The sequence below is a fragment of the Mesorhizobium sp. WSM4836 genome (assembly GCF_055811815.1).
On the sequence record NZ_JBVVQF010000007.1, the window covers coordinates 195,815 to 218,856 of the forward strand.

Here is a 23,042-nt window from a genome sequence, read left to right on the forward strand (position 1 = left end):
CCGCTCTCTCGCCAATCATCCTTAAAACCGTTTCGAGGAGGATGCCGCTGGCTTTTTCGGCCGCTTGGCTGGAAGGATAGACGCTGGGCCAATTTGCGCCTGCCTCCAAATTCAGTGCGAGAATTGCCGCATGTCATCTCACATCGACCACCAGAAGGGCCTTCTCATCACCGCTATCGGCGGGCTGACGCTGACCGTCGACATTCCACTGATCCGGCTCGCCGACGGCGGCCCGTGGACGATCCTCCTGCTGCGCACCGGCACCACCTTGGTCGCGGCGCTGATCATCTGGGGCGTCTGGCGCGCGTTGAGCAGGAACGCGCCGCAGCTCATCCCCGGCTGGCCGGGCCTCGTCGTCGCCATATGCTACGGGCTGACTTCAGTCACTTTCATCACCAGCGTCTTCTACACCACAACCGCCGATCTGGTCTTCATCCTGGCCTTCAACGCCGTGTTCGCGGCGCTGCTGTCCTGGGTGTTCCTGAAGGAGCGGCCGCGACTGGTCACGGTGGTGGCGATGCTGATCATGATCGTCGGCGTCGCGATCATCCTCGGCGATTCGATCGGCACGGGGCACCTGTTCGGCGATTTCTTGGCGCTGTGCTCGGCTTTTTTCATCGCACTGGCCATCACCATCTCGCGCGCCAGCGGCAAGGACATGGGTTTCACGGCGCTGATCGGAGTGGTCCTGCCGCTGGCCGTCGCCGCCCTGATGGTTTCCAAGGTGGGTTTTCACGTCAACGCGCCATGGTGGATCGTCTTCAACGGTGCCGTCATCATGCCGATCTCGTTCTTCTGCCTCGCCAACGGCCCGAAATACATCTCCGGGCCGGAGGTGGCGATGTTCTACCTGCTCGAAACCGTGCTGGCACCGGTCTGGGTGTGGATGATCTTCGCCGAAGCGCCGTCGCGCAACAGCCTGATCGGCGGCGCAATCCTCATCATGACCTTGATCGGCCATTCGCTCTGGCAGTTGCACGAGGGGCGCAAGCGCCGCGCCACCTTCGCCGTCAGTCACCCGGCCTGATTCGTTTTCGCGGCGGCGCGTTCGGCGACAATTTCGATCTGCGGCGGCGCGTCATCGTGCTCCTCCGGTTCGGCGGCAGCGAGCTCATCGGTCAGTTCCACTTCGCGCAGCCATTCGCGCCAGATCGCGACCAGGAGCGCCATCAGCACCGGGCCGATGAACAGGCCGAGAAAGCCCATTGTCTTGACGCCGCCGATCAGGCCGAAAAAAGTCGGCAGGAAGGGCAGCTTTATCGGCCCGCCAACCAGCTTCGGGCGCAATGTCTTGTCGACGATGAAGAGTTCGACGGCGCCCCAGATGAACAGTGCCAGCCCGGCCATCGGCGAGCCGCTGGCGGCGAGATAGATCGAGACCAGCGTGAACGACAGCGGCGCGCCGCCTGGGATCAGCGCCATGATCCCGGTGAGCGCGCCAAGCGTCACCGGCGACGGCACGCCGGCCAGCCAGTAAGCGATGCCCAGCACCAGCCCTTCGCCGATGGCGATGACGGTCATGCCGGTCACCGTCGAGGAGATGGTCGCCGGCACCACGCGTGAGATCCGTTCCCATCTGGCCGGCAGGATGCGTTCGCCGAGGCGATCGACCTGTCCGGCGAAATGCTCACCGTCGCGATAGGCGAAGAACAGCGCGATCATCATGAACAGCAGCGTCAGCAAAAGGCCGAAAGCGCTGCCGCCGGCGGCGAGCGCGCCGCGATAGATGCTGCCGATATTGGCGCCGCTGATCAGCTGGATCAATTCGCCGATACCGCCTGGGTGGCCAACGTTGACCGTCCATTGTTCATTGAGCCATTCGCCGATTACAGGCAGCGTGGCGATCCAGTGCGGCGTCGGCGCGCCGTAGCGGTTGGTCTCGATGGCCCAGCCGACCCATTCGCGCACCTCATTGATGGCGTAGGTGCCGGCAAGCGCGATCGGCACCACCAGGAAGGTCAGGATGAACAGGATCGCAAGCGTCGCGGCGATCGTGCGGTTGCCGCCGACGCCGCCGAGCAGCCGCCGATAGAGCGGCCAACTGGCGAAAGCGATCACCAGGGCGGCAAGGACCGGAAACAGGAAGCCATGGAAGAAATAAACGCCTGCAGCGACGATCAGCACCAGGAGCCAGCGTGCCGCCGACAGCGGCGGAATGACAGCGGCCCTGAGCGGCGTCGACAGGCCAAACAGGCGCTGCTGCCGCTCCGGTTTCTGGATCCTGACCTCCTTCAAGCGACTACCTCCCCCAAGCCGTGTCGTCTAGATGCGGTATCCCCGCGATTTCCCATGGCGAAGCATATGCACCGATATAGTGCAGCAATCGTGACGATAGTCCAAATGATTGGAATCTCCCCCTTTGAGGGGGAGATGGCCGGCAGGCCAGAGGGGGTCGCCGCGCGTGAAGCGCCGGCGTCCTCAGTCCACAATAGCAGGTCGCGTCAGCACGTGCCGACCCCCTCTGTCGCCTTCGGCGACATCTCCCCCTCGAGGGGGGAGATAAGCGGCTTCACCCAAATTTCCCCGTACGCGGGAACCCCTTCGGCACCATGCGGCCGGCCGAGGCGCGGGCGCCGATCCACTCGGCAAGCTCGTCACGCGATTTGGTGAAGGTGCGGTCTGCCGAATCCTGCCAGGACAGGCCGCTTGCGAGCGTAAAGGTCTTGACGTCAAGGACACCGCCATCCTTGTACTTCTGCAGGCGCACGCCCTTGCCGCGCGCCATCTCGGGGATCTCGGACAGGGGGAACACCAGCATCTTGCGGTTCTCGCCGACAATGGCGAGATGGTCGCCGGCGACGCTCACGCAGCGCTGGGCCTCGTCGGGCGCCTTGACGTTCATCACCTGCTTGCCCTTGCGGGTGTTGGCGACGACTTCTTCTTCCGGCACGATGAAACCATTGCCGTCATGCGAAACCAGCAGCAGCTTGCGCTTGGGATCATGGACGAAGGCGGTGACGATATCCTGGTCGTTGTCCATGTCGACGATGATGCGGATCGGCTCGCCATGGCCACGCCCACCCGGCAGCCGGTCGGCGCCGATCGTGTAGAACTTGCCGCCGGTGGTGAAGACCAGCACCTTGTCGGTCGTCTGGGCGTGGAAGGCGAGCTTGAGGCTGTCGCCTTCCTTGAAGGTCAGGGCCGAATGGTCGGTCAGATGACCTCTCATGGCCCGCAGCCAGCCCTTTTCAGAAACGACGACGGTGACCGGCTCGCGCTCGATCATGGCGTGCGCAATATCGGTCAGATCATGTTCGGGCGCATCTGCGAATTCGGTCCGGCGCTTGCCGATCTCGGTCTCGGGCCCGTATTTCTGGCGAACATTGGCGACTTCCCACTTGATCGTCGCCCACTGCTTGGCGTCGGACGCAAGCAGTGCCTCAATCTGCTTCTTCTCGCCGGTCAGGCTGTTGAATTCCTCACGGATTTCGAATTCCTCGAGCTTGCGCAGCGCCCTCAGCCGCATGTTGAGGATGGCTTCAGCCTGGGTGTCGGTGAGCGACCAGCGGGCCATCATCACTTGCTTGGGCTCGTCCTCCTCGCGGATGATCCTGATCACCTCGTCGATGTTGAGGTAGGCGATCAGATAGCCGGCGAGGATCTCCAGCCGCCTCTCGATCTCGCCGAGGCGGTGCTTGGAGCGGCGGATCAGGACGTCGCGGCGGTGCTCCAGCCATTCCTTGAGTACACCTTTCAGCGACAGCACGTTCGGCACCTTGCCGCGCGACAACACGTTCATGTTGAGCGGAAAGCGGCTTTCGAGCTCGGTTAGCTTGAACAGCGATTCCATCATGATGCCGGGATCGACCGAGCGGCTCTTCGGAACCAGCACAACGCGGATGTCCTCGGCGCTCTCGTCGCGGATATCCTCGAGCAGCGGCAGCTTGCGCGCCATCAAGAGCTCGGCGATCTTTTCGATCAGCCTAGCCTTCTGGACGCCATAGGGGATTTCGGTGACGACTATGTTCCAGGTGCCCCTGCCCTGGTCCTCCTGGCTCCATTTCGCCCTCACGCGAAAGCCGCCGCGACCCGTTTCGTAGGCTTCGAGGATCGAGGCTCGGCTGTCGACGATGATGCCGCCGGTCGGGAAATCCGGACCTTGTACGAAATCCATCAGCTTGGTGACGGGCGCATCCGGATGATCGATCAGGTGAAGCGCGGCGTCGCAAAGCTCGGCCGCATTGTGCGGCGGGATCGAGGTCGCCATGCCGACGGCGATGCCGGACGAGCCGTTGGCGAGCAGGTTCGGGAAGGCGCCGGGCAGCACCGCCGGCTCCTCGTCCTCCTCGTTGTAGGTCGGGCGGAAATCGACCGCGTCCTCGGTGATGCCTTCCAAAAGCAGCGTCGACACCTCGGTCATGCGCGCTTCGGTGTAGCGCATGGCGGCGGCATTATCGCCGTCGATATTGCCGAAATTGCCCTGCCCGTCGACCAGCGGGTAGCGCATAGAAAAATCCTGCGCCAACCGCACCAATGCATCGTAGATCGACTGGTCGCCATGCGGATGGAATTTACCCATCACCTCGCCGACGATGCGGGCGCATTTGGCAAAGCCCTGGTCGGGGTTGAGCCGCAACAGGCGCATGGCATGCATGATGCGACGATGCACCGGTTTCAGCCCGTCGCGTACGTCCGGCAACGCCCGGTGCATGATGGTCGACAGCGCGTAAGCGAGATAGCGCTCTTCCAGCGCCTTCTTCAGATCGACCGGCTCGATATTGTCGCCGCCGCCACTCTCGGGCGGCAAAAGCCTTTTTCCCATGGGCTGGCACTAGCCGAGCGGGTGATTCGCGGCAAGAGGCCCCAACATACGTCCTCCTATGCAACAGCAATTGGAAGCGTCGCAACGCCCGCCAACATCAACCCGTTACATCGGGCATCTATCGCAAGCTTGATGGATCGGGTTTGCCTTTGGCCGCGATTTTCGACCGTTGTGCCGAGGCCCGCCTTTTTCCGGTCCAGTTCGTCGCTGAATGGTGACGGCGCGACGATTTGAAAAGAATTTCAGGACACTCTCAGGGGAGCTCTCGATGACGATCAGACACTCGACACTTATTAAAAGCCTGGCTTTTTCGACCTTTTTGCTGACGCTGCCGCTGAATGCGGCGTTCGCGCAGGATACCGCGGTGGCCGACCGGCTGAAGGCTGCCCTCGCCGCCCAGGGCGTGGACCTCTCCTGGACCGGAGTAACCGGCGACACCTCCAGCATGGTTCTGCAAGGGGTAGCGGTCAAACCGGCGGCCGAAAAAGAGGCGCTGAAGATCGGCGACGTCAAGCTCGAAGGTGTGACCGAAGCCAATGGCGGCTATCAAATCGCAACCGTATCGACGTCGCCGTTCGAACACAGCGAGGATGGCGTCACGCTCAATCTCAGCCCCTTCGTCATTCACGACATGACGGTTCCGGCCGAAGGAGCAACCGGTCCGCTGGGCTCGCTGATGATGTACAAATCGGCCGAGCTCGAAAACATGACCGTCAAGGTGGCCGACAAGACCGCGTTCTCGATGGACGGGCTTGCCATCGCGATCACGCCGCCCGCTGACGGCAAGGCCCTGGAGTTTTCCGGCACTACGGAAAAATTCTCGGCCGACCTGACCCTGGTCGAAGATCCGAAGTCCAAGGAAGTCATCAACGCGCTCGGCTACCAGAACATATCGGGCAATCTTGAGATGGAAGGTACCTGGCAGCCTACCGACGGCAGGATGGACTTGTCTAAATACGAAATATCGGTCGACAATGCCGGCACGCTCGGCATGACCTTCGATCTCGGCGGCTACACGCTGGACGTCATCAAATCAATGCAGGAGATGCAGAAGAAGATGGCAACGCAGCCCGAAGGCGCCGACAATTCGGCGCAAGGCATGGCCATGCTCGGGCTGTTGCAACAGCTTTCGTTCAACAGCGCCTCGATCCGCTTCGATGACGATTCGCTGACCAAGAAGGTGCTCGATTATGCCGGCAAGCAGCAAGGCATGTCCGGCAAGGACATTGCCAACCAGGCCAGGGCGATCGTGCCCTTCGGCATGGCGCAGCTCAACAATCCGGAACTGACGGCGCAGGTTTCGGCCGCGGTCAACAAGTTCCTCGACGATCCGCAAAGCATCGAGGTCTCGGCCGAGCCGCCGGCAGCGGTGCCGTTCGCGCTGATCATGGCGGGCGCCATGTCCAACCCGCTCGACCTGCCGAAAACGCTCGGCGTGACGGTTACGGCGAACGAAGACTGACCGAGCTTCCAAGCAAAAGCCCGGCAGCGATGCCGGGCTTTTTTCTGAATCAATAGAACCGGTCGGAGCTTCCTAAACGTCTTTCTTCGTTGCCACGACGCGCAGCGACAATTCGCGAAGCTGCTGCGGGCTGGCTTCCGACGGCGCGTTCATCAACAGGTCGTAGGCTTGCTGGTTCATCGGGAACATGGTCACCTCGCGCAGGTTCCTGGCGCCGACCAGCAGCATGACGACACGGTCGATGCCGGCCGCCATGCCGCCATGCGGCGGCGCGCCATACTGGAAGGCGCGATAAAGGCCGCCGAAGCGTTCCTCAACCGTTGCGCGGTCCAGCCCGACGGTTTCGAACGCCTTGACCATGGTTTCGGGCAGATGATTGCGGATGCCGCCTGAGGCGATCTCGAAACCATTGCAGACCATATCGTACTGGAACGCCTTGATGCCGAGCAGATCCTCGCCGTTAAGCGCATCGATGCCACCTTGCGGCATCGAGAACGGATTGTGCGCGAAGTCGATCTTCTTCTCCTCCTCGTTCCATTCGAAGAACGGAAAGTCGACGATCCAGCACAATTCGAAGCGATCACGGTCGACAAGATTCAACTCCTCGCCGGCGCGGCTGCGCGCCGCCCCGGCGAAGGCGATGAATTTCTTCGGGTCGCCGGCCACGAAAAAGGCGGCATCGCCATCGGCAAGGCCGAGTTGTTGGCGGATCGCCTCGGTGCGCTCCTCGCCGATGTTCTTGGCCAGCGGCCCGGCGCCTTCGAGCTTCTCGCCCTCCTTGCGCCAGAAGATATAGCCCAGCCCTGGCTGGCCCTCGCCTTGCGCCCATGAGTTCATGCGGTCGCAGAAGGCGCGCGAACCGCCGGTCTTGGCCGGAATAGCCCAGACCTCGGCCTTCGGATCGTTGGCAAGGATGTTGGCGAACACCTTGAAGCCGGAATCGCGAAAATGATCGGAGACGGCCTGCATCTCGATCGGGTTGCGCAGGTCCGGCTTGTCGGTGCCGTATTTGCGCATGGCGACATCATAGGTGATGCGCGGAAACTTTTGCGTCACCGGCTTGCCGGCGGCAAAGGTCTCGAAAACCCCCCGCATCACCGGCTCCATGGTGTTGAACACATCCTCCTGCTCGACGAAGCTCATTTCCACGTCGAGCTGGTAGAATTCACCCGGCAAACGGTCGGCGCGCGGGTCCTCGTCGCGGAAGCACGGCGCAATCTGGAAGTAGCGATCGAAGCCGGACACCATGATCAGCTGCTTGTATTGCTGCGGTGCCTGCGGCAGCGCGTAGAAAGTGCCGGGGTGGATGCGCGATGGCACCAGGAAGTCGCGCGCCCCTTCCGGCGACGAGGCAGTCAGGATCGGCGTCGAGAATTCGGTGAAGCCCACCTCGCCCATCAGCTTGCGCATCTCGGCGATGATCCTGGTTCGCGCGACGATGTTCTTGTGCAGCGTGTCGCGGCGCAGATCGAGGAAGCGATATTTGAGGCGGATGTCCTCTGGGTAATCCGGCTCGCCGAAGACAGGCAGCGGCAATTCCCTGGCCGCCGACAAAACCTCGATCTCGCGCGCGAAAATCTCGATCTCGCCGGTCGGCAAATTGGGGTTCACGGTCTCGGCGAGGCGCGCCTTGACCTCGCCGTCGACGCGGACGACCCATTCGCCGCGCAGGGTCTCGGCAATCTTGAAGGCCGGAGAATCCGGGTCGGCGACGATCTGGGTCAGGCCGTAATGATCGCGCAGATCGATGAACAACAGGCCGCCATGGTCGCGCACGCGATGCACCCAACCCGACAGACGAACGGAGGAGCCGACGTCGGCCTTCCTCAATTGGGCACAGGTATGGCTGCGGTAACGATGCATTGTCATTGCTAGGTCCGGATGTTGGGTTGCGGCCGGGGCATGATGGCCCAGCCCGAAAATTTGCGCGAAAAGCACATGAGAGGGTGCATTTGTCAAGGCAAGCAGCAGCTGGGTCGAGTTCGCGTTCTTCCCGCCCCTATCCCACCGGCATCAATTTATGCCCGAGGCGTCAATCCGAGTTCGCAGCTCTGTGCCGGCAGTTCAACTACGCACCTCATCCCTTGACCCCGCCCGCGGTGAGGCCGGAGATGATCTTGCGTTGGAAGATCAGGACGAGGACGACGAGCGGCACGGTGACGATCACCGATGCGGCCATGATGTTGCCCCATGGGATCTCGAACTGCGAGTTGCCGGAGAGCAGCGCGATCGCCACCGGCACGGTTCGCTGCTCGTTGCTGGAGGTAAACGTCAGGGCGAACAGAAACTCGTTCCACGCACCGATGAAGGCGAGAAGCCCGGTGGTCACCAGTGCCGGCCACATCAGCGGCAGGAAGACGCGGCTGATGATGATCCAGGGCGTGGCGCCATCGAGGATCGCCGCTTCCTCCAACTCGATCGGCAGGTCGCGAACGAAGGCGGTGAGCACCCAGACGGTGAACGGCAAGGTGAAGATCATGTAGGACAAGATCAGCGCGAACGGCGAATTGTAGAGGCCGAAGGTGCGGATCAGCTCGAAAAGACCGGCAAGCACCGCCAATTGCGGGAACATCGAGACGGACAGGATGATGAGGAGCAGAGCCGAACGGCCTCTGAAGCGGATGCGCGCCAGCGCATAGGCGGCGGTGACACCCAGAAACAGCGAAATGAAGACGACGGCGCTCGAGATCAACAGCGAGTTCACGAGGTTTCGCAGGAAGGTCCCCTCGGTGAATACGGTCCTGTAGTTGCTGAAGGTAATCGTCGTCGGCCAATAGTCGATCTGGAAGAGCGTCGTCCCGGATTTCAGGCTGGTGATGATGGCGTAGTAGAACGGGAACACCGCGACGACGACGATGACGGCGATGAGGAGGTAGAAAGCCGTGCGCTTGACGATCCACATGGTCAGCAGCCCCACATGATCAATAGTCCTTGTCCAGTCTTATCCGGCCGAGCCACAGAACGAGCATGGTCAGCAAAGCGAGGATGAGGAAGAGCAGCGTCGAGGCGGCGGAGCCGTAGGCAAACTTGTCGAACTCAAACAGGCGCTCGCGGGCAAACACCGACATCGACTTGGTGTGTATGTTGTTTGGCGTAAGCACGTAGATCAGATCGAAGATGCGCAGGGCATCGAGACCGCGAAACATCATGGCCACCATCAACGCCGGCCGGATAAGCGGCAAGGTGATTTTCCAGAAAACTCTCCACGCGCCGACGCCATCGAGCTTGGCGACCTCGTAGATTTCTTGTGGAAGCATCTGGAGGCCGGCGAGAATGAGAAGCGCCATGAAAGGGGTCGCTTTCCAGATATCGACAACGAGGACGGCGACCATCGCCGTGTCGGCGCTGGCCGTCCAGGCGATCTTGGTGCTGATCAGCCCGAGCTTGAGCAGGACGTCGTTGATGATGCCGAACTGGTCGTTGAGCATCCACTGCCACATTTTCGCCGAGATGATCGTCGGGATCGCCCAAGGGATGAGGATGGCGGCGCGCACGATGCCGCGGCCGCGAAACCTGGTGTTGAGCACCAGGGCGACGATCATGCCGAGCACCGTCTCGCAGGTCACCGAAATCACCGCGAAGCGCACCGTGTTCCAGACCGCGCGCCACCAGACCGGATCGGCGAGCAGCCCGTCATAGACGACGCGGCCGCTCGGCATTTGCAGGACGGAGAAATAGTTGGCGACACCAACCCAGCGGCGGGCTTCGAGGTCGGCGAGCGAGGCATCGGTGAAGCCGAAGTAGATCGTGCGCATCAACGGCCAGCCGGCAACGGCGGCGAGCACGATGAGCATCGGGGCAAGGAGCAGCCATGCCGAGCGCGCACGCTGACGCGCCAGCAGCGAGCCTGAGCGCGGCGAGGTCACCAGGCGGTGCCTTTGAGCCTGGTCAAAGAGAACTCCAGATCGGCAAGGTTGTCGGCGGCCGTGCCTTCGCCGGACATGGTGTTGTGGACGGCGGTCCAGAACTCGCTCGATGCTTCATTATACCTGGTCTTGGCCTGGGCCGAGGGACGCGGCACCGCGTTGAGGACGACTTCCTTCCAGCGCGGGATAACCGGCTGGGCGCCGGCGATGTCGGCATCGTCATAGAGCGCCTGAATGGTCGGCAGATATGCCCCCTTCAGGGCGCGGTACTTCTGCATCTGAGGCGAGGCGATCCATTTGACCAGCTCGATCGCTGCATCCGGGTTCTTCGAATATTTGGAAACCGCGAGATTCCAGCCGCCAAGCGTCGCTGCCGGGCGGGCGCCCTCACCCGATCCCGGCGGCAGCGTGGTCACTTCGAACTTGCCTTTGATAGGAGAGCTTTCGCTGTTGCCAAGCGCGTAGGCGTAGGGCCAGTTGCGCATGAAGACGGCGTTGCCGGTCTGCCAGACACCGCGCGACTCTTCTTCCTGGTAGGCCAGAACGCCGGGCGGCGAGATGGTTCCCACCCAGCTCCTCGCCATTTCCAGCGCCGCAGCTGCTTGCGGATTGTTGATGGAGATCCTGCCGTCCGGCTCGATAATCTGGCCGCCGCCGTTCGACTTCACCCATTCGAGTGCATCGCAGGTCAGCCCCTCATAGGCGTTGCCCTGGAAAACGAAGCCCCACATGTCCCTGTTGCCGGCCTCGCGCTCCTTGTCCATGACAAGCTTGGCGGTGTCGGCAAGCTCTGCCCAGCTGGCCGGGACCCTGGCGCCGTATTTGTCGAGGAGATCCTTGCGGTAGTAGAGCGCCGGAGCGTCGGTGAATATCGGCAAGGCGACCAGCTTGCCGTCCACGGTCTGCGATTTGATGATCGATGGGAAATGGGCGCCAACAACATCCTTGGTCGCTTCGGTCAGGTCGATGAACTGCCTTGCAAGCTGGGGAGCCCAGATGATGTCTGTTTGATAAACGTCGACGTCGCTGCTTCCGGCTGCGAGCCAGAGCCGGTATTGGCCAAACTGGTCCGTCGCCGAGGGCGGCAGCGGAACGACGCTAACCTTGTTGCCGGTCTTCTTTTCGTATTGATCGAGGATCTCGCGAAGGATTCTCTGGCCGTTGCCGGTGTCGCCGGACACCATGGCGAGGTCGACAGCCCGCGCCGGCCCGGCCGCCAGAACCGCGGCCACGGCAAATGCAGCAAATGCGGGACGAAATTTCATGATGGCGGACCTCCCTTTGGAGCTTCAGGCCGGGCAGCAGAACGGACGTCGATGGCCCGGCACCGTCTCCGCGCACCGGCAGCTCACAAAACGCGTATTCGCCCACCTGCACTGAACTACAAAGATACGCCTTGGTTCCCAACACGGAGTGTCCGGACCCACGCGGCAGCGCAAGCTCCCCACCTCGTTAGTGCACCCAAGGTCCCGGCTGGCCCCAACGCCACCGGGAATTGCCGCTGGCATTGGCGAAGGCAATGGTTCAAGAAAGGATCAACGACAGGCTTTCCTTCATGTCTTCCATCCGCCCGCTGATCCCCCTCCTGATCGCCGCCGGCATCCTGCTCGGCGGCAATGGCCTGCAGAGCACCTTGATTGCGCTGCGTGGTGCGCAGGAAGGCTTTCCCGCTTCCTCGATCGGCCTGATGGGCACGTTCTATTTCGCCGGCTTCCTGCTCGGCTGCCTTGCCGTTACCCGCATCATGAAGTCCGTTGGCCATGTGCGCGCCTTTTCGGCACTTGCGGCAATCGCCTCGGCCGGGACGCTGCTTCTGGTGCTGGTCATCGATCCGGTGATGTGGTGCGCCGTGCGCTTTGCCGGCGGGTTCTGCTTCGCCGGCCTGTTCACCATCATGGAAGCCTGGCTGAATTCCGGCGTCACCAACACCGACCGGGCGCGGGTGCTTGCCATCTACCGGATGGTCGACATCGGCTCCGTGACGGGCGCCCAGTTCCTGATCCCGATCTTCGGCGCCGGCGGCTTTGCCATCTTCGCCATCATGTCGATGATGATCACCGTTTCGCTGGTGCCGGTTTCGCTCGGCGACCGCTCCAACCCTACGCCGCCGGAAGACGTCAAGCTCGATTTGGCGCGCGTCTGGCGGATCTCGCCGCTCGGCTGCTTCGGCTGTATCGCCGTCGGCGTAACCAACAGCGCCTTCCGCACCCTGTCGCCGGTCTATGCCGAGCAGATCGGCATGTCGGTCGCCGACGTCGTCACCTTTGTCAGCGTCGGCATTTTCGGCGGCGCCATCATCCAGTACCCGCTTGGCTATCTCTCCGACCGCTGGGACCGGCGCTCGGTGCTGCTGATGACGACGTGCTGTGCGATGGTGGCGGCACTGGCGCTGGCGTTCGTGGCAGGCGGCAGTCCGTTCCTCAACTTCCTGCTCGTCTTCATCTTCGGCTGCTTCGCCATGCCGCTCTATTCGCTGTCGGCGGCGCATTCCAACGACCGCGCCGACAAGGGCGAGTTCGTGCTGATCAACGCTGCCTTGATGCTGTTTTACTCGTTCGGTGCCATTGGCGGGCCGTTCGCCGCCTCGACTGCGATGCAATTTTTCGGGCCGAGCGCGCTTTTCGTGTTCAGCGCCACCGTCTATGCGATCTTCGTGGCCGTTATTCTCTACCGAATGCAGGCGCGCTCCGCTGTGCCGGCAAGCCATCGCAGCCGTTTTACGGCGCTGTTGCGCACATCGACGGTTTTTGCCCGGTTGGCGAAGCGGAATGCTGATCCCGACGAACCCGCAAAGCCTCGATAGAGGTGCTTGCGCTTGACGAAAGCGCGCGCGGCTGAAATTGAAAGAGACCCTATTTCTTGCCAAAAGCGATTTGATGCACGTCATTACCACCCAGAAAGAACTCGAGACCGCTATTGCCGCTTTCGAAAAGGCGGAATTCGTCACAGTCGATACCGAATTCATCCGCGAAACCACCTTCTGGCCGATCCTGTGCCTGATCCAGATGGCAGCGCCCGGGGTGACGGCGCTGATCGATCCGCTGTCGCCCGACATCGACCTGAAACCGTTCTTCAGGCTGATGGCCAACGAGGCGATCGTCAAAGTCTTCCATGCGGCGCGCCAGGACATCGAAATCATCGTGCATCTCGGCGATCTGGTGCCGCATCCGGTGTTCGACACCCAGGTCGCGGCGATGGTCTGCGGCTTCGGCGACAGCGTTTCGTACGACCAGCTGGTGCAGCGCATCACTGGCGCGCGGCTCGACAAGTCCTCGCGCTTTACCGACTGGCGCCACCGTCCGCTGTCCGAAAAGCAGCTCGACTACGCGCTCGCCGACGTCACCCACCTGATCGAGGTCTACAAGCATCTCAGCGCCGAGCTGGTGCGGGAAAACCGCGCCCACTGGCTGAACGAGGAGATGGACGTGCTGACCTCGCGCGAGACCTACGATCCGCATCCAGAGGATGCCTGGAAGCGGCTCAAGATGCGGCTGCGCAAGCCGCAGGAACTGGCGATCGTGCAGGCGGTGGCCGCCTGGCGCGAACGCGAAGCGCGCGAGCGCGACGTGCCGCGCGGCCGGGTGCTCAAGGACGATGCGATCTACGAAGTGGCGCAGCAGGCGCCGCGCGACGCGGCGGCGCTGAGCAAGCTGCGCACCACGCCGAAGGGCTGGGAGCGCTCGTCGACGGCGACGGCACTGCTTGGCGCGGTAAACGCCGCCCTTGCCCTGCCCAGGGAAGAGATGCCGAAGCTGCCGAAGAGCTTCCAGCCGCCGGAGGGATCGAGCGCCGCTGCGGAGTTGCTGAAGGTGCTGCTGCGGATCGTTGCCGAAAAGGAAGGCGTCGCATCCAAGGTACTCGCCTCCAGCGACGACATCGACCGCATCGCTGCCGAGGGCGAGGAAGCCGACGTGCCTGCACTGCAAGGTTGGCGGCGCGCCGTTTTTGGCGAGGCCGCGCTCAAGCTGGTGCACGGTGAACTCGCCATCAGGTTCGACAAACGCAAGATCGCGGTGTTCGAGGTATAGTCTTGATCTGGTCAGACCAAGCCGAGCAGATGCAGCGCCAGCCATATCCAGCCAAGTGCGAGAACTACCGCGCCCAGGTAGAATGCCCTGCTGCGCAGGATTAGCCGATTGCTAGTCAAGTGGACCGATGCGTGAAGATAGCGGGAGACGACAAATATCCACATCAGTGCCAAGGTCAGATAATTGACGCCATTGGTCACGTGCAGCGTCAGGCATAAGACGTAGAAAAGGACTGGCAGTTCAAACTGGTTGCTCAGATTGTTGGCGACGGTGATGCTGGAGCCAGGCTCCGTCGAGCGCGTCCTGAACTGGCCGGTCTTGGCTTCGCCCGATCTGACCGCACCATAGCGGCGCCGGCCCATTACGACATAGACGACATAGACCAGCAGCACCTGCGCCAGCATCGGCCAGAAGATCGCGGTCTGGTTCAAGACGCCCCCTGTCGTTGTCACCCAGCCTTCAAGGCCGTTTCTGAGCCAGCAAAGTGAAAGCCGCAATGACTATCACCGGTATCGCCAGCAGGGCGAATTTGGTGACGATCAGCGCCGAGGCGAGGGATAGCGAATCCGGATTGGCCGACAGAAAATCGGACAAAAGACGAGCCACGGCGATGTTCTGGGCATAGTCGGCAAGCGTGTAAGGCAGCACCAGCACAGCTGCGAATATCGCCTGGGTTTGGGCAGGCAGTGCACGGAAATTCTTCAGCCGCCGCCCCGTGGCCAGGATCAGGCTGACCATCGTCAGCGACAGCAGCGCCGGAAACACCAGGTCGAAGGTCAGGTAATGCCAGACGAGAATGATCTCGCTGCCGCGCCGGCCGAGCGCGGTCAGCCAGGCCATGCCCTCATCCGGAGTGAAACCGGCATAGCGCATGTCGAGCGACGGCAGACCGCCGCTCAATTGGCGAAAATAGAGGAACTCCATCGCCGTCATGACAATGAAAACCGCCACGGTGGCGACACTGAGTGCGGCGGCGTGGCGCGACAGCCGCAGGATCATTGCCGCCAGATTGCGCCAAAACGCATGACGGTCAGGCTCCGCCAGGATAATTCGGGCTTTCGCGGGTAATCGTGACGTCATGGGCGTGGCTTTCACGAAGTCCGGCATTGGATATCCGCACAAAAGTGGCGCGCTCGCGGAAATCGGCAAGGTCGCGGCCACCGACATAACCCATAGCGGCTTTCAGGCCGCCTGCAAGCTGGTGCAGCACGCCAGACACAGGTCCTTTGTACGGCACCTGCCCTTCGATGCCTTCCGGGACCAGTTTCAGCGTGTCGCGCACCTCGGCCTGGAAGTAACGATCGGCGGAGCCGCGTGCCATGGCACCGACCGAGCCCATGCCGCGATAGGCTTTGAACGAGCGGCCCTGATGCAGATACACCTCGCCGGGGCTCTCGTCGGTGCCGGCCAGCAGCGAACCGATCATCGCCGCGCTTGCGCCGGCGGCCAGCGCCTTGGCGAGATCGCCCGAATATTTGATGCCGCCATCGGCAATGACCGAAACACCCGATTTCTGCGCCGTCTCGACCGCCGACATGATTGCCGAGAGCTGCGGCACGCCGACGCCGGCGACGATGCGGGTGGTGCAGATGGAGCCTGGTCCGATGCCGACCTTGACCGCGTCGGCGCCGGCATCGATCAGCGCCAAGGTGCCTTCCGCGGTGGCGACGTTGCCGGCCAGGATGCGAACCGAATTGGAAAGCTTCTTGGCCCTCGTCACCGCATCCAGGACGCGCTGCGAATGACCGTGCGCGGTGTCGATCACCAGAAGGTCGACGCCCGCGTCGATGAGGCGCTCGGCCCGCTCGAAACCGTCATCGCCGACGCTGGTGGCGGCAGCGGCGCGCAAGCGTCCCTGCGCATCCTTGGTGGCGTGCGGGTTGAGCTGCGACTTCTCGATGTCCTTGACCGTGATCAGCCCGACGCAATTGCCGTCCCGGTCGACTACAACCAGCTTCTCGATGCGGTGCTGATGGAGCAGCCGCTTGGCCTCGTCCTGATCGACGTTCTCCTTGACCGTGATCAGGCTCTCGCGGGTCATCAGCTCATAGACCTTTTGCGCCGGATCGGAGGCGAAGCGGACGTCGCGGTTGGTCAGGATGCCGACGAGCCGGCCGACCGTGTGGCCGCCGGTGCCGCCGTTCTCGACCACCGGGATGCCCGAAATCGAGTAGGTGCGCATCAGACCCAGCGCATCGGCAAGCGTCGCCTCGGGACCGATGGTGACGGGGTTGACCACCATGCCGGATTCGAATTTCTTCACCTGCCGCACCTGCTCGGCCTGTTCGGCCGGCGAGAAATTGCGGTGGATGACGCCGATGCCGCCGGCCTGAGCCATGGCGATGGCGAGCCGCGCTTCTGTGACGGTGTCCATGGCGGCCGACAGGATCGGCACGTTGAGGTCGATGTCGCCGGCGATGCGGGTGCGGATGTCGGTCTCGCCGGGCATGACCTCGGAATGACCCGGCTGCAGCAGCACGTCGTCAAAGGTCAGCGCCAGTGCGCCGGTGGACGTCTCGATAATTTTTGCCATGGCCAGTCCTCGGAATACATGAAAGGCGCTCGCCCTGATGGACAGCGCCGACTCGTCTTCTTCCCTTTCAGGATTGGCGCTGGCTCGTAACACGTCCCGTGGGCGTTGAAAAGCCGATGGTTGCGTAGTGGCGACCATGCATTTTGCCCCAGGTGCTGCGAGACTTGCGGTCGCACAAACGTGACGGCAAATTAATGCGACATGCGGGCCAAGCCATGCTAACCGCCCTACGTGTCGGTTTAGGCCCCAAGGCCGGCAAGAAAATCGGGACGCATATTTCAAGGCCGGATCCATCGTGAACCGCACCATTCCGCTTATCCTGGCGGTCGCTCTATTCATGGAAAACATGGATTCGACCGTCATTGCGACATCGTTGCCGGCGATCGCCATCGACATCCACACCAGCCCGATCGCCCTGAAGCTGGCGCTGACCGCCTATCTGGTATCGCTGGCGATCTTCATTCCGATCAGCGGCTGGATGGCCGACCGCTTCGGCGCCAAGAATGTCTTCCGTGCCGCGATCGCCGTGTTCATCATCGGTTCGGTCGCGTGCGCCATGTCCAATTCGCTGCCGGCTTTCGTGGTCTCACGCTTCCTGCAAGGCATTGGCGGCGCCATGATGACGCCGGTCGGACGCCTGGTGCTGGTACGCGCGACGCCGAAAAGCGAGCTCGTCGCCGCCATGTCGTGGCTGACCGTTCCGGCTCTGGTCGGCCCGCTGGTCGGTCCGCCGGTCGGCGGCTTCATCACGACCTATTTCTCCTGGCACTGGATTTTTCTGATCAACGTGCCGATTGGGCTGATCGGCATTTGGCTGGCCACGCGTTTCCTGCCGAAGACCGACCCTGCCGAGACGCCGCCGCTCGATTTCATCGGCTTCGTGCTGAGCGGGCTGGCGGCATCGGGCATTGTGTTCGGCCTGTCGGTGGTCAGTCTGCCGGCTCTGCCGCCCGCTGCCGGCTTTATCACCGTTGCCGTTGGGCTGGCATCGGCGGTACTTTACCTGCTGCACGCGCGCCGCGCCAAGAATCCGCTGCTGGCACTCGAGCTGTTTCGCAATCGGGTGTTCCGCTCGTCGGTGCTCGGCGGCGGACTGTTCCGCATTGGCATCGGTGCCGTACCTTTCCTGTTGCCGCTGATGTTCCAGATCGGTTTCGGGCTGACGCCGTTCCAGTCCGGCATGATCACCTTCGTCTCGGCAATCGGCGCCATAGGCATGAAATTCGTCACTGCCCTGATCTTCAGGGTCGCCGGCTTCCGCCGTGTGCTGATATTGGGCTCGCTCATCGCTGCCGCGTCCATCGCCATCAACGGCCTGTTCACACCCGACACGCCCTATGGGCTGATCCTCGCCATGCTGCTCGCCGGGGGCTTCATCCGGTCGATGTTCTTCACCGGCATCAACGCGCTTGCCTATGCCGAGATTTCGGCCGCCGACACCAGCAAGGCGACGCCGATCACGGCGGTGTTCCAGCAGTTGGCGATCGCGCTCGGCGTGGCGCTGGCCGGCGGCATCCTGGAAGTGTCGACCAAGATCCATGGCGGTCCACTGACGCTGAGTGACTTCCACACCGCCTTCTTCATCGTAGCGGCGGTATCGGCGGCGGCCTCGCTGTCATTCATGCGGCTGGCGCCGGACGCCGGCAATGCCGTCTCGGGACATGGCCGACTGACACCGCCGAATACGCTGGAGCCGGTGAGCCCGCCGGGGAGTTGAGGAACAACCCTTCCCTTCTCCCCTTGTGGAGAAGGTGGATCGGCGCGCAGCGCCGAGACGGTTGAGGGGTGTTGAAAGAAATGAGGCGTCGGCGTTCCCTGGAACACCCCTCATCCGACCTCGCTTTGCTCGGCCACCTTCTCCCACAAGGGGAGAAGGACAAGGCGCTACCCCTTAAAATCCTTCGCCAACAAATACAGCTCCACCGATTCATCACGCGAGGCCGGCGGCTTGACGTGATGGACCGAGCGGAAATTCCGCTTCAGCCTGGCCAGCAATTCGTTCTCGGCGCCGCCCTGAAAGGTCTTGGCGAGGAAATGTCCACCAGGCTTCAACACCGACAGCGCGAAATCGGCCGCCACTTCGCACAGATGCATGGTGCGGATGTGGTCGGTCCGCTTGTGGCCGGTGGTGGGTGCGGCCATGTCGGAGAGCACGATGTCCGGCGGCCCGCCCAGCGCCTCGGCCAGCTTCTCAGGCGCCTGGGGATCGAGGAAATCCATCAGCAGCACCGGCGCGCCCGGCACCGCGTCCATCTCCAGATAGTCGATGCCTACGACGTTCGGGTGTTCAGCGGTAGATTTCGTACGTGCGGCGGAGACCTGGCACCAGCCGCCGGGTGCCGCACCAAGGTCGATCACCTTCATGCCTGGCTTGAGCAAATGGTGCTTGTCGTCGATCTCGATCAGCTTGTAGGCCGCGCGCGAGCGATAGCCGTCGGCCTTCGAGCGCTGGACATAGGGATCGTTGATGTGGCGCTGCAGCCAGCGGCGCGACGATTCCTTCAAGCCGCTTTTCTTCTTGATCTTCGTCTTCAGCACGCGAATGCCGGCCGAACTCGGTCTTTCCGGTTTCTTGGTCATTGCCGGCCTCGCCGCCAGACGCCGTCATCGGCCATCAACTCGCTCAATATGCCCTCGCGCAGGCCGCGGTCGGCGACACGCAGCCGCTCCGACGGCCAGACGGCACGGATCGCCTCCAGTATGGCGCAGCCGGCCAGAACCAGGTCGGCGCGGTCGGCGCCGATGCAGGGATTGGCGACGCGCTGCTGGAAATCCCAGCCGACCAGCTTTTCGACCATGCGGTCGACGCTGTCGCGATCCATCCACAGCCCATCGACGCGGCGGCGGTCGTAGCGTTCGAGATCGAGATGGACGCCGGCCAGCGTCGTCACCGTGCCCGAAGTGCCGAGCAAATGGAATTTCGGGCTGGACAGGAGGTGGCTCAGACGGTCGCGCCCGTCGAAGGCACGCAGCCGCATCGCGACATCCTCGACCATCGCGCCAAAGATCTCGCGGGTAACCGTGCGGCCGCCAAAACGCTCGGCCAGCGAGACGACGCCGACCGGCAGCGAGGTCCACGAGACGATATGGTTGGCAAGCCTTGGCGAGCGCTGACCGGTGAGGTCGATCAGCGCGATTTCGGACGAGCCGCCGCCGATGTCGAACAGCACGACGCCTTGCGTGTCGCGCTCGACCAGCGAGCCGCAGCCCGACACCGCCAGCCGCGCCTCAGTCTGGCGGTCGATGATTTCGAGCTTCAGGCCGGCCTCGCGCTCGACGCGCCTGAGGAACTCGACGCCGTTGGCGGCGGTTCGGCAGGCCTCGGTGGCGATCAGCCTGGCCTTCCTGACCTTGCGGTTGCGCAATTTGTCGCCGCAGATCTTCAGCGCCTCGACCGCGCGATCCATTGCAGCCTCGCCGAGCCGGCCATTGGCAGTAAGGCCCTCGCCCAGCCTGACGATGCGCGAGAAGGCATCGATGACGCGGAACTGGCCATGGCGCGTCGGCACTGCGACCAGCAGACGGCAATTGTTGGTGCCGAGGTCGAGCGCGGCAAAGACCGGCAATTCCTGCAGCGGTGGCGGCGTGCGGGCGCCTTGCCCCGGCCTTGGCGACGTTGCCGGGGCTGAGGGCGGAGGCGCGTAAGCCGCTGGCAGGGGCGTGCGCGCGGCCGGGGCCTCGCTGGCGGCGGGCACCGAGGCGCCGGCCGCCAGCGGACGAGCCTCGTCGCGTGCGAAAACCTTGCGCCCGCGCCGGCGCTTGCGCCGCTTCTTGGGTTTGCCGTTCTGATGCGGGCCGTTCTGGCCCCTATGATCGTGGGACGTGTCGCCAGCCTGTCCATTGCCGGACCGGGGCTGCACCTGACGGCCGTAGCGTCCGGCGCTTGCCTGGCCGGACGGCAGCGGCGAACCCCTGGACACGCCCACTTCCGGCGCGCCGGCGCCGGCGTCGTGGTCTTCCACTGTCGTTCCTTCCGGCGCCGCGCGAACCGGAGACCGGACGCAGCAGGCGCTTTTACATGTTTCAAGTTGCGGCCAGACTATCAGCGCCGGGCCGGATCACCAAGAGTGCTCGCGGCGAATTTTGCCGGCGGCGTGAAGGCGGCGACGTCGGTGACCCCTTCTCCCCTTGTGGGAGAAGGTGGCCGAGCGAAGCTCGGTCGGATGAGGGGTGCTGGACGGATCGCGGCGTTGAAGATGTAATCCGTTCAAGTCATTCGATTTTTTCGAGCCGAGTTTCTTCCGGCACCCCTCATCCGGCTCGGCGCTGCGCGCCGATCCACCGCCCGGGGCGAGTCACGGGCCTCGCCCGCCCTTCGGGCCCCACAAGGGGAGAAGGGAAGGCGCCAGCGCCGCAACGCGCCTTCCCGGTTGAATAGCCGGCTTCAATGAGGCATTTCTGAAATGAACCATTCGGGACCGCGGGCGGTTTTCCTGCTGCGAACCGGAAAACGGGACAGGCTGCAACGCATGATCCTCACGCCATGAACTGGAGGCGCTATTTCTGGCCCGTCATCGGCATCGCCGCGGTGGTGTTCTCGCTGTGGCTGCTGCTGCACGAATTGCGCGGCATCTCGCTCGACGACGTCTGGGACGGCATCGTCGCCATCCCGGCGCGCGGCTGGGTGCTGGCGGCGCTGAGCTCGGTCATCGCCTATGCCTCGCTCGCCGGTTACGACCACATCGCACTGCTGCACATCGGCAAAAAAGTCTCGTGGCTGTTCGTCACCTTCTGCTCGTTCACCACCTATGCGCTGTCGCACAATATCGGCGGCTCGGTATTTTCCGGTGCGGTGATCCGTTACCGAGCCTACGGCACCAGGGGCCTGACCGGGCAGGATGTCGGCATTCTGGTGGCGATCTGCTGGATCACATTCGTGCTGTCGACGCTGTTTGTCTCAAGCATCGTCCTGCTGCTCGAGCCCGAGGTGATCGACCGGTTTTCCGGGACGCCGCATCACAAGCTGTCGCAAGCGGCAGGACTCGCCATGCTGCTCGTGGTGGCGGCCTATGTCTTCGGCAGCTGGCTGCATCTGAGGCCGCTGAGGATCGGCAGCTTTCAGCTGCACTATCCGGCACTGCCGATCGTGGCGCGGCAATTGCTGGTCGGCCCGATCGAGCTGCTGGCGGCGGCGGCGATCATCTTCTTCGCCCTGCCCGCCACCGGCAATCCCGGTTATTTCGTCGTGCTCGGCGTCTTCCTGGTGTCGTTCTCGATCGCGCAGATCTCGCATGCGCCGGGCGGGCTCGGCGTCTTCGAGGTGGTGTTCCTTGCCGGACTGTCGCATATGGATCAGGTCGGCGTGCTGGCGGCGCTGCTGGTGTTCCGGCTGTTCTACCTGATCATCCCGCTGCTGATCGCGCTCGGCGTAGTGCTCTATTTCGAGCACTCGCAATACAGCCGCAGTGAGAGTTGACGCGCCGGAAGCCGACGATTGAGCCCAGACACAGGGTTGACTATTTTCCAGCGGCGGCTACAAGGCACGCGCGGCGACATCGTCGCCCTGCCCGCGCGGTTTTCAACAGCCGCGCCTGCTGGGGAATAGGTTAACGGTAGACCCACGGACTCTGACTCCGTTAGTCCTGGTTCGAATCCAGGTTCCCCAGCCACAAAAATTCAATGACCTAGCTACCGGACCCCTCAACACGATGTTGCTAGGGTGGAATGCGTTGCAACACAAACCCTTGAATAGGCGCTTACACATTTCCGACCAAACAAAAATTGGCGCGTATGAGTTGGTTTATAGCGTTTGCAGTACTTCAGCAGCGGCCTGTGCACACGACGTGACGTCAAGCTGGGCCATGTCGTCACCGGCATTGTCAGCTCATCGGCTGCTTTCAGATTCGCCTCCCTTCCCTTGTCCCCCTTGCCCGCCAGCACTTGACCGACCCCCGTTATTCGCCCCCCCTTGACCGCTGGGCACGTTTGATGGCTTCGACTTCGGTTTGGTGACAGTCTTCGAGAGAATTGAGGCCTGGCTAACTGACTTTGATTTTCGAGCCACGCCAACTGTTCGAGAACGCGGGGTGGAGACAGCATTCCGATTGACAGATCTCGGTTTCTTGCCATCCACCGCTAGCAATGCGACGTTTTTGCCACGTTCCAGCCCCACAAGCTGCGAGGAGTTTCCGAAAAATACCCTCGCAGCGACGGGCCCAGAGATCCCATCTACGGCAGCTCTGTCCGTAAACTGCCAAAAAGACCAGGGCGCTTTCAATCCCACATTCAGTGACGGTTGCTGACGCCCATCTCCCAACATAATAGGGAATTTAGCGAATGCAGTTTCCAGTTTGATGTTCTCCGTTACGTATCTGCTAGGTCGTGAACTCATAAACGTGGAAATGAGCTCGAGGGGGTGGATTGTGGACATTGTTGAGAGCCAATAGACTTC

The 23,042-nt window shown here is 62.7% G+C and carries 17 protein-coding genes and 1 tRNA gene; 7 read left to right on the plus strand and 11 right to left on the minus strand.

Translation table 11 applies throughout. The features are described 5' to 3' along the window. Positions 1-130 precede the first annotated feature (130 nt). On the plus strand, positions 131-1,027 hold the full coding sequence (locus tag AC0L2P_RS11725) for a DMT family transporter (RefSeq protein ID WP_473501355.1): 897 nt from the start codon (positions 131-133) through the stop codon (positions 1,025-1,027). Here the strand turns inward: AC0L2P_RS11725 and AC0L2P_RS11730 are convergent. Then, positions 1,015-2,235, minus strand: coding sequence for an AI-2E family transporter (locus AC0L2P_RS11730; protein WP_473501356.1), 1,221 nt, complete (start codon positions 2,233-2,235; stop codon positions 1,015-1,017). The two genes, AC0L2P_RS11725 and AC0L2P_RS11730, sit on opposite strands and share 13 nt — an antisense overlap. 274 nt (positions 2,236-2,509) lie before the next feature. Then, positions 2,510-4,762: a DNA topoisomerase IV subunit A gene (gene parC, locus AC0L2P_RS11735; protein WP_473501357.1), complete on the minus strand. Its 2,253-nt coding sequence runs from the start codon at positions 4,760-4,762 to the stop codon at positions 2,510-2,512. 268 nt (positions 4,763-5,030) lie between these two features. Between parC and AC0L2P_RS11740 the strand changes: the two genes are divergently transcribed. Continuing rightward, a complete protein-coding gene (locus tag AC0L2P_RS11740; RefSeq protein ID WP_473501358.1) occupies positions 5,031-6,224 on the plus strand; it encodes a hypothetical protein in 1,194 nt (397 codons plus the stop codon). Between the two features lie 72 nt (positions 6,225-6,296). Here the strand turns inward: AC0L2P_RS11740 and aspS are convergent, their stop codons facing one another. From aspS to AC0L2P_RS11760, 4 genes are all read right to left on the minus strand, one after another. After that, a complete protein-coding gene (gene aspS, locus AC0L2P_RS11745; RefSeq protein ID WP_473501382.1) occupies positions 6,297-8,087 on the minus strand; it encodes an aspartate--tRNA ligase in 1,791 nt (596 codons plus the stop codon). A gap of 214 nt (positions 8,088-8,301) precedes the next feature. Beyond that, the gene (locus AC0L2P_RS11750) at positions 8,302-9,126 is read right to left on the minus strand and encodes a carbohydrate ABC transporter permease (protein WP_473501383.1); all 825 of its coding nucleotides are present in this window, start codon (positions 9,124-9,126) and stop codon (positions 8,302-8,304) included. A 19-nt stretch (positions 9,127-9,145) separates the two neighbouring features. Further along, positions 9,146-10,018, minus strand: coding sequence for a carbohydrate ABC transporter permease (locus AC0L2P_RS11755; protein ID WP_473501384.1), 873 nt, complete (start codon positions 10,016-10,018; stop codon positions 9,146-9,148). Between the two features lie 68 nt (positions 10,019-10,086). Continuing rightward, positions 10,087-11,355 carry an ABC transporter substrate-binding protein gene (locus AC0L2P_RS11760; RefSeq protein ID WP_473501359.1) on the minus strand — a complete coding sequence of 423 codons (1,269 nt, stop codon included), beginning with the start codon at positions 11,353-11,355 and terminating at the stop codon, positions 10,087-10,089. Positions 11,356-11,645: 290 nt separating this feature from the next. Here AC0L2P_RS11760 and AC0L2P_RS11765 point away from each other — a divergent pair, with 290 nt between their 5' ends. Continuing rightward, the gene (locus AC0L2P_RS11765) at positions 11,646-12,893 is read left to right on the plus strand and encodes an MFS transporter (protein WP_473501385.1); all 1,248 of its coding nucleotides are present in this window, start codon (positions 11,646-11,648) and stop codon (positions 12,891-12,893) included. 73 nt (positions 12,894-12,966) lie between these two features. Beyond that, positions 12,967-14,118, plus strand: coding sequence for a ribonuclease D (gene rnd / locus AC0L2P_RS11770; RefSeq protein WP_473501360.1), 1,152 nt, complete (start codon positions 12,967-12,969; stop codon positions 14,116-14,118). An 11-nt stretch (positions 14,119-14,129) separates the two neighbouring features. Here the strand turns inward: rnd and AC0L2P_RS11775 are convergent, their stop codons facing one another. From AC0L2P_RS11775 to guaB, 3 genes are read right to left on the minus strand one after another with little or no spacing between them, the layout of a single operon-like run. Further along, positions 14,130-14,549, minus strand: a complete 420-nt coding sequence (locus tag AC0L2P_RS11775; protein ID WP_473501361.1) for an MAPEG family protein — start codon at positions 14,547-14,549, stop codon at positions 14,130-14,132. 28 nt (positions 14,550-14,577) lie between these two features. Further along, positions 14,578-15,117 (minus strand): hypothetical protein, encoded by a 540-nt coding sequence (locus AC0L2P_RS11780; RefSeq protein ID WP_473501386.1) that lies wholly within the window; start codon positions 15,115-15,117, stop codon positions 14,578-14,580. A 31-nt stretch (positions 15,118-15,148) separates the two neighbouring features. Beyond that, positions 15,149-16,651 carry an IMP dehydrogenase gene (gene guaB, locus AC0L2P_RS11785; RefSeq protein ID WP_473501362.1) on the minus strand — a complete coding sequence of 501 codons (1,503 nt, stop codon included), beginning with the start codon at positions 16,649-16,651 and terminating at the stop codon, positions 15,149-15,151. A gap of 295 nt (positions 16,652-16,946) precedes the next feature. On the opposite strand from guaB, the gene AC0L2P_RS11790 reads away from it, so the two are divergent. Beyond that, positions 16,947-18,368 carry an MFS transporter gene (locus AC0L2P_RS11790; protein WP_473501363.1) on the plus strand — a complete coding sequence of 474 codons (1,422 nt, stop codon included), beginning with the start codon at positions 16,947-16,949 and terminating at the stop codon, positions 18,366-18,368. Positions 18,369-18,535: 167 nt separating this feature from the next. Here AC0L2P_RS11790 and AC0L2P_RS11795 read toward each other — a convergent pair whose 3' ends face one another. Further along, a complete protein-coding gene (locus AC0L2P_RS11795) occupies positions 18,536-19,231 on the minus strand; it encodes an RlmE family RNA methyltransferase (RefSeq protein WP_473501364.1) in 696 nt (231 codons plus the stop codon). Next, complete coding sequence (locus tag AC0L2P_RS11800; RefSeq protein WP_473501365.1) at positions 19,228-20,613, minus strand: Ppx/GppA phosphatase family protein; 1,386 nt, start codon at positions 20,611-20,613, stop codon at positions 19,228-19,230. The genes AC0L2P_RS11795 and AC0L2P_RS11800 overlap by 4 nt, the downstream gene beginning before the upstream one ends. Before the next feature lie 521 nt (positions 20,614-21,134). On the opposite strand from AC0L2P_RS11800, the gene AC0L2P_RS11805 reads away from it, so the two are divergent. Continuing rightward, positions 21,135-22,067 carry a putative bifunctional lysylphosphatidylglycerol flippase/synthetase gene (locus AC0L2P_RS11805; RefSeq protein ID WP_473501366.1) on the plus strand — a complete coding sequence of 311 codons (933 nt, stop codon included), beginning with the start codon at positions 21,135-21,137 and terminating at the stop codon, positions 22,065-22,067. Positions 22,068-22,186: 119 nt separating this feature from the next. Then, positions 22,187-22,260: transfer RNA gene (locus AC0L2P_RS11810), tRNA-Gln, on the plus strand. Positions 22,261-23,042 lie beyond the last annotated feature (782 nt).

Excerpts from the sequence above, each read along its gene's own strand:
- AC0L2P_RS11725 (WP_473501355.1), top strand. The coding sequence starts at position 131 with ATGTCATCTCACATCGACCACCAGAAGGGCCTTCTCATCACCGCTATC.
- parC (WP_473501357.1), bottom strand. The coding sequence starts at position 4,762 with ATGGGAAAAAGGCTTTTGCCGCCCGAGAGTGGCGGCGGCGACAATATC.
- AC0L2P_RS11740 (WP_473501358.1), top strand. The coding sequence starts at position 5,031 with ATGACGATCAGACACTCGACACTTATTAAAAGCCTGGCTTTTTCGACC.
- aspS (WP_473501382.1), bottom strand. The coding sequence starts at position 8,087 with ATGCATCGTTACCGCAGCCATACCTGTGCCCAATTGAGGAAGGCCGAC.
- AC0L2P_RS11750 (WP_473501383.1), bottom strand. The coding sequence starts at position 9,126 with ATGTGGATCGTCAAGCGCACGGCTTTCTACCTCCTCATCGCCGTCATC.
- AC0L2P_RS11755 (WP_473501384.1), bottom strand. The coding sequence starts at position 10,018 with ATGCTCATCGTGCTCGCCGCCGTTGCCGGCTGGCCGTTGATGCGCACG.
- AC0L2P_RS11760 (WP_473501359.1), bottom strand. The coding sequence starts at position 11,355 with ATGAAATTTCGTCCCGCATTTGCTGCATTTGCCGTGGCCGCGGTTCTG.
- AC0L2P_RS11765 (WP_473501385.1), top strand. The coding sequence starts at position 11,646 with ATGTCTTCCATCCGCCCGCTGATCCCCCTCCTGATCGCCGCCGGCATC.
- rnd (WP_473501360.1), top strand. The coding sequence starts at position 12,967 with ATGCACGTCATTACCACCCAGAAAGAACTCGAGACCGCTATTGCCGCT.
- AC0L2P_RS11780 (WP_473501386.1), bottom strand. The coding sequence starts at position 15,117 with ATGATCCTGCGGCTGTCGCGCCACGCCGCCGCACTCAGTGTCGCCACC.
- guaB (WP_473501362.1), bottom strand. The coding sequence starts at position 16,651 with ATGGCAAAAATTATCGAGACGTCCACCGGCGCACTGGCGCTGACCTTT.
- AC0L2P_RS11795 (WP_473501364.1), bottom strand. The coding sequence starts at position 19,231 with ATGACCAAGAAACCGGAAAGACCGAGTTCGGCCGGCATTCGCGTGCTG.
- AC0L2P_RS11805 (WP_473501366.1), top strand. The coding sequence starts at position 21,135 with ATGAACTGGAGGCGCTATTTCTGGCCCGTCATCGGCATCGCCGCGGTG.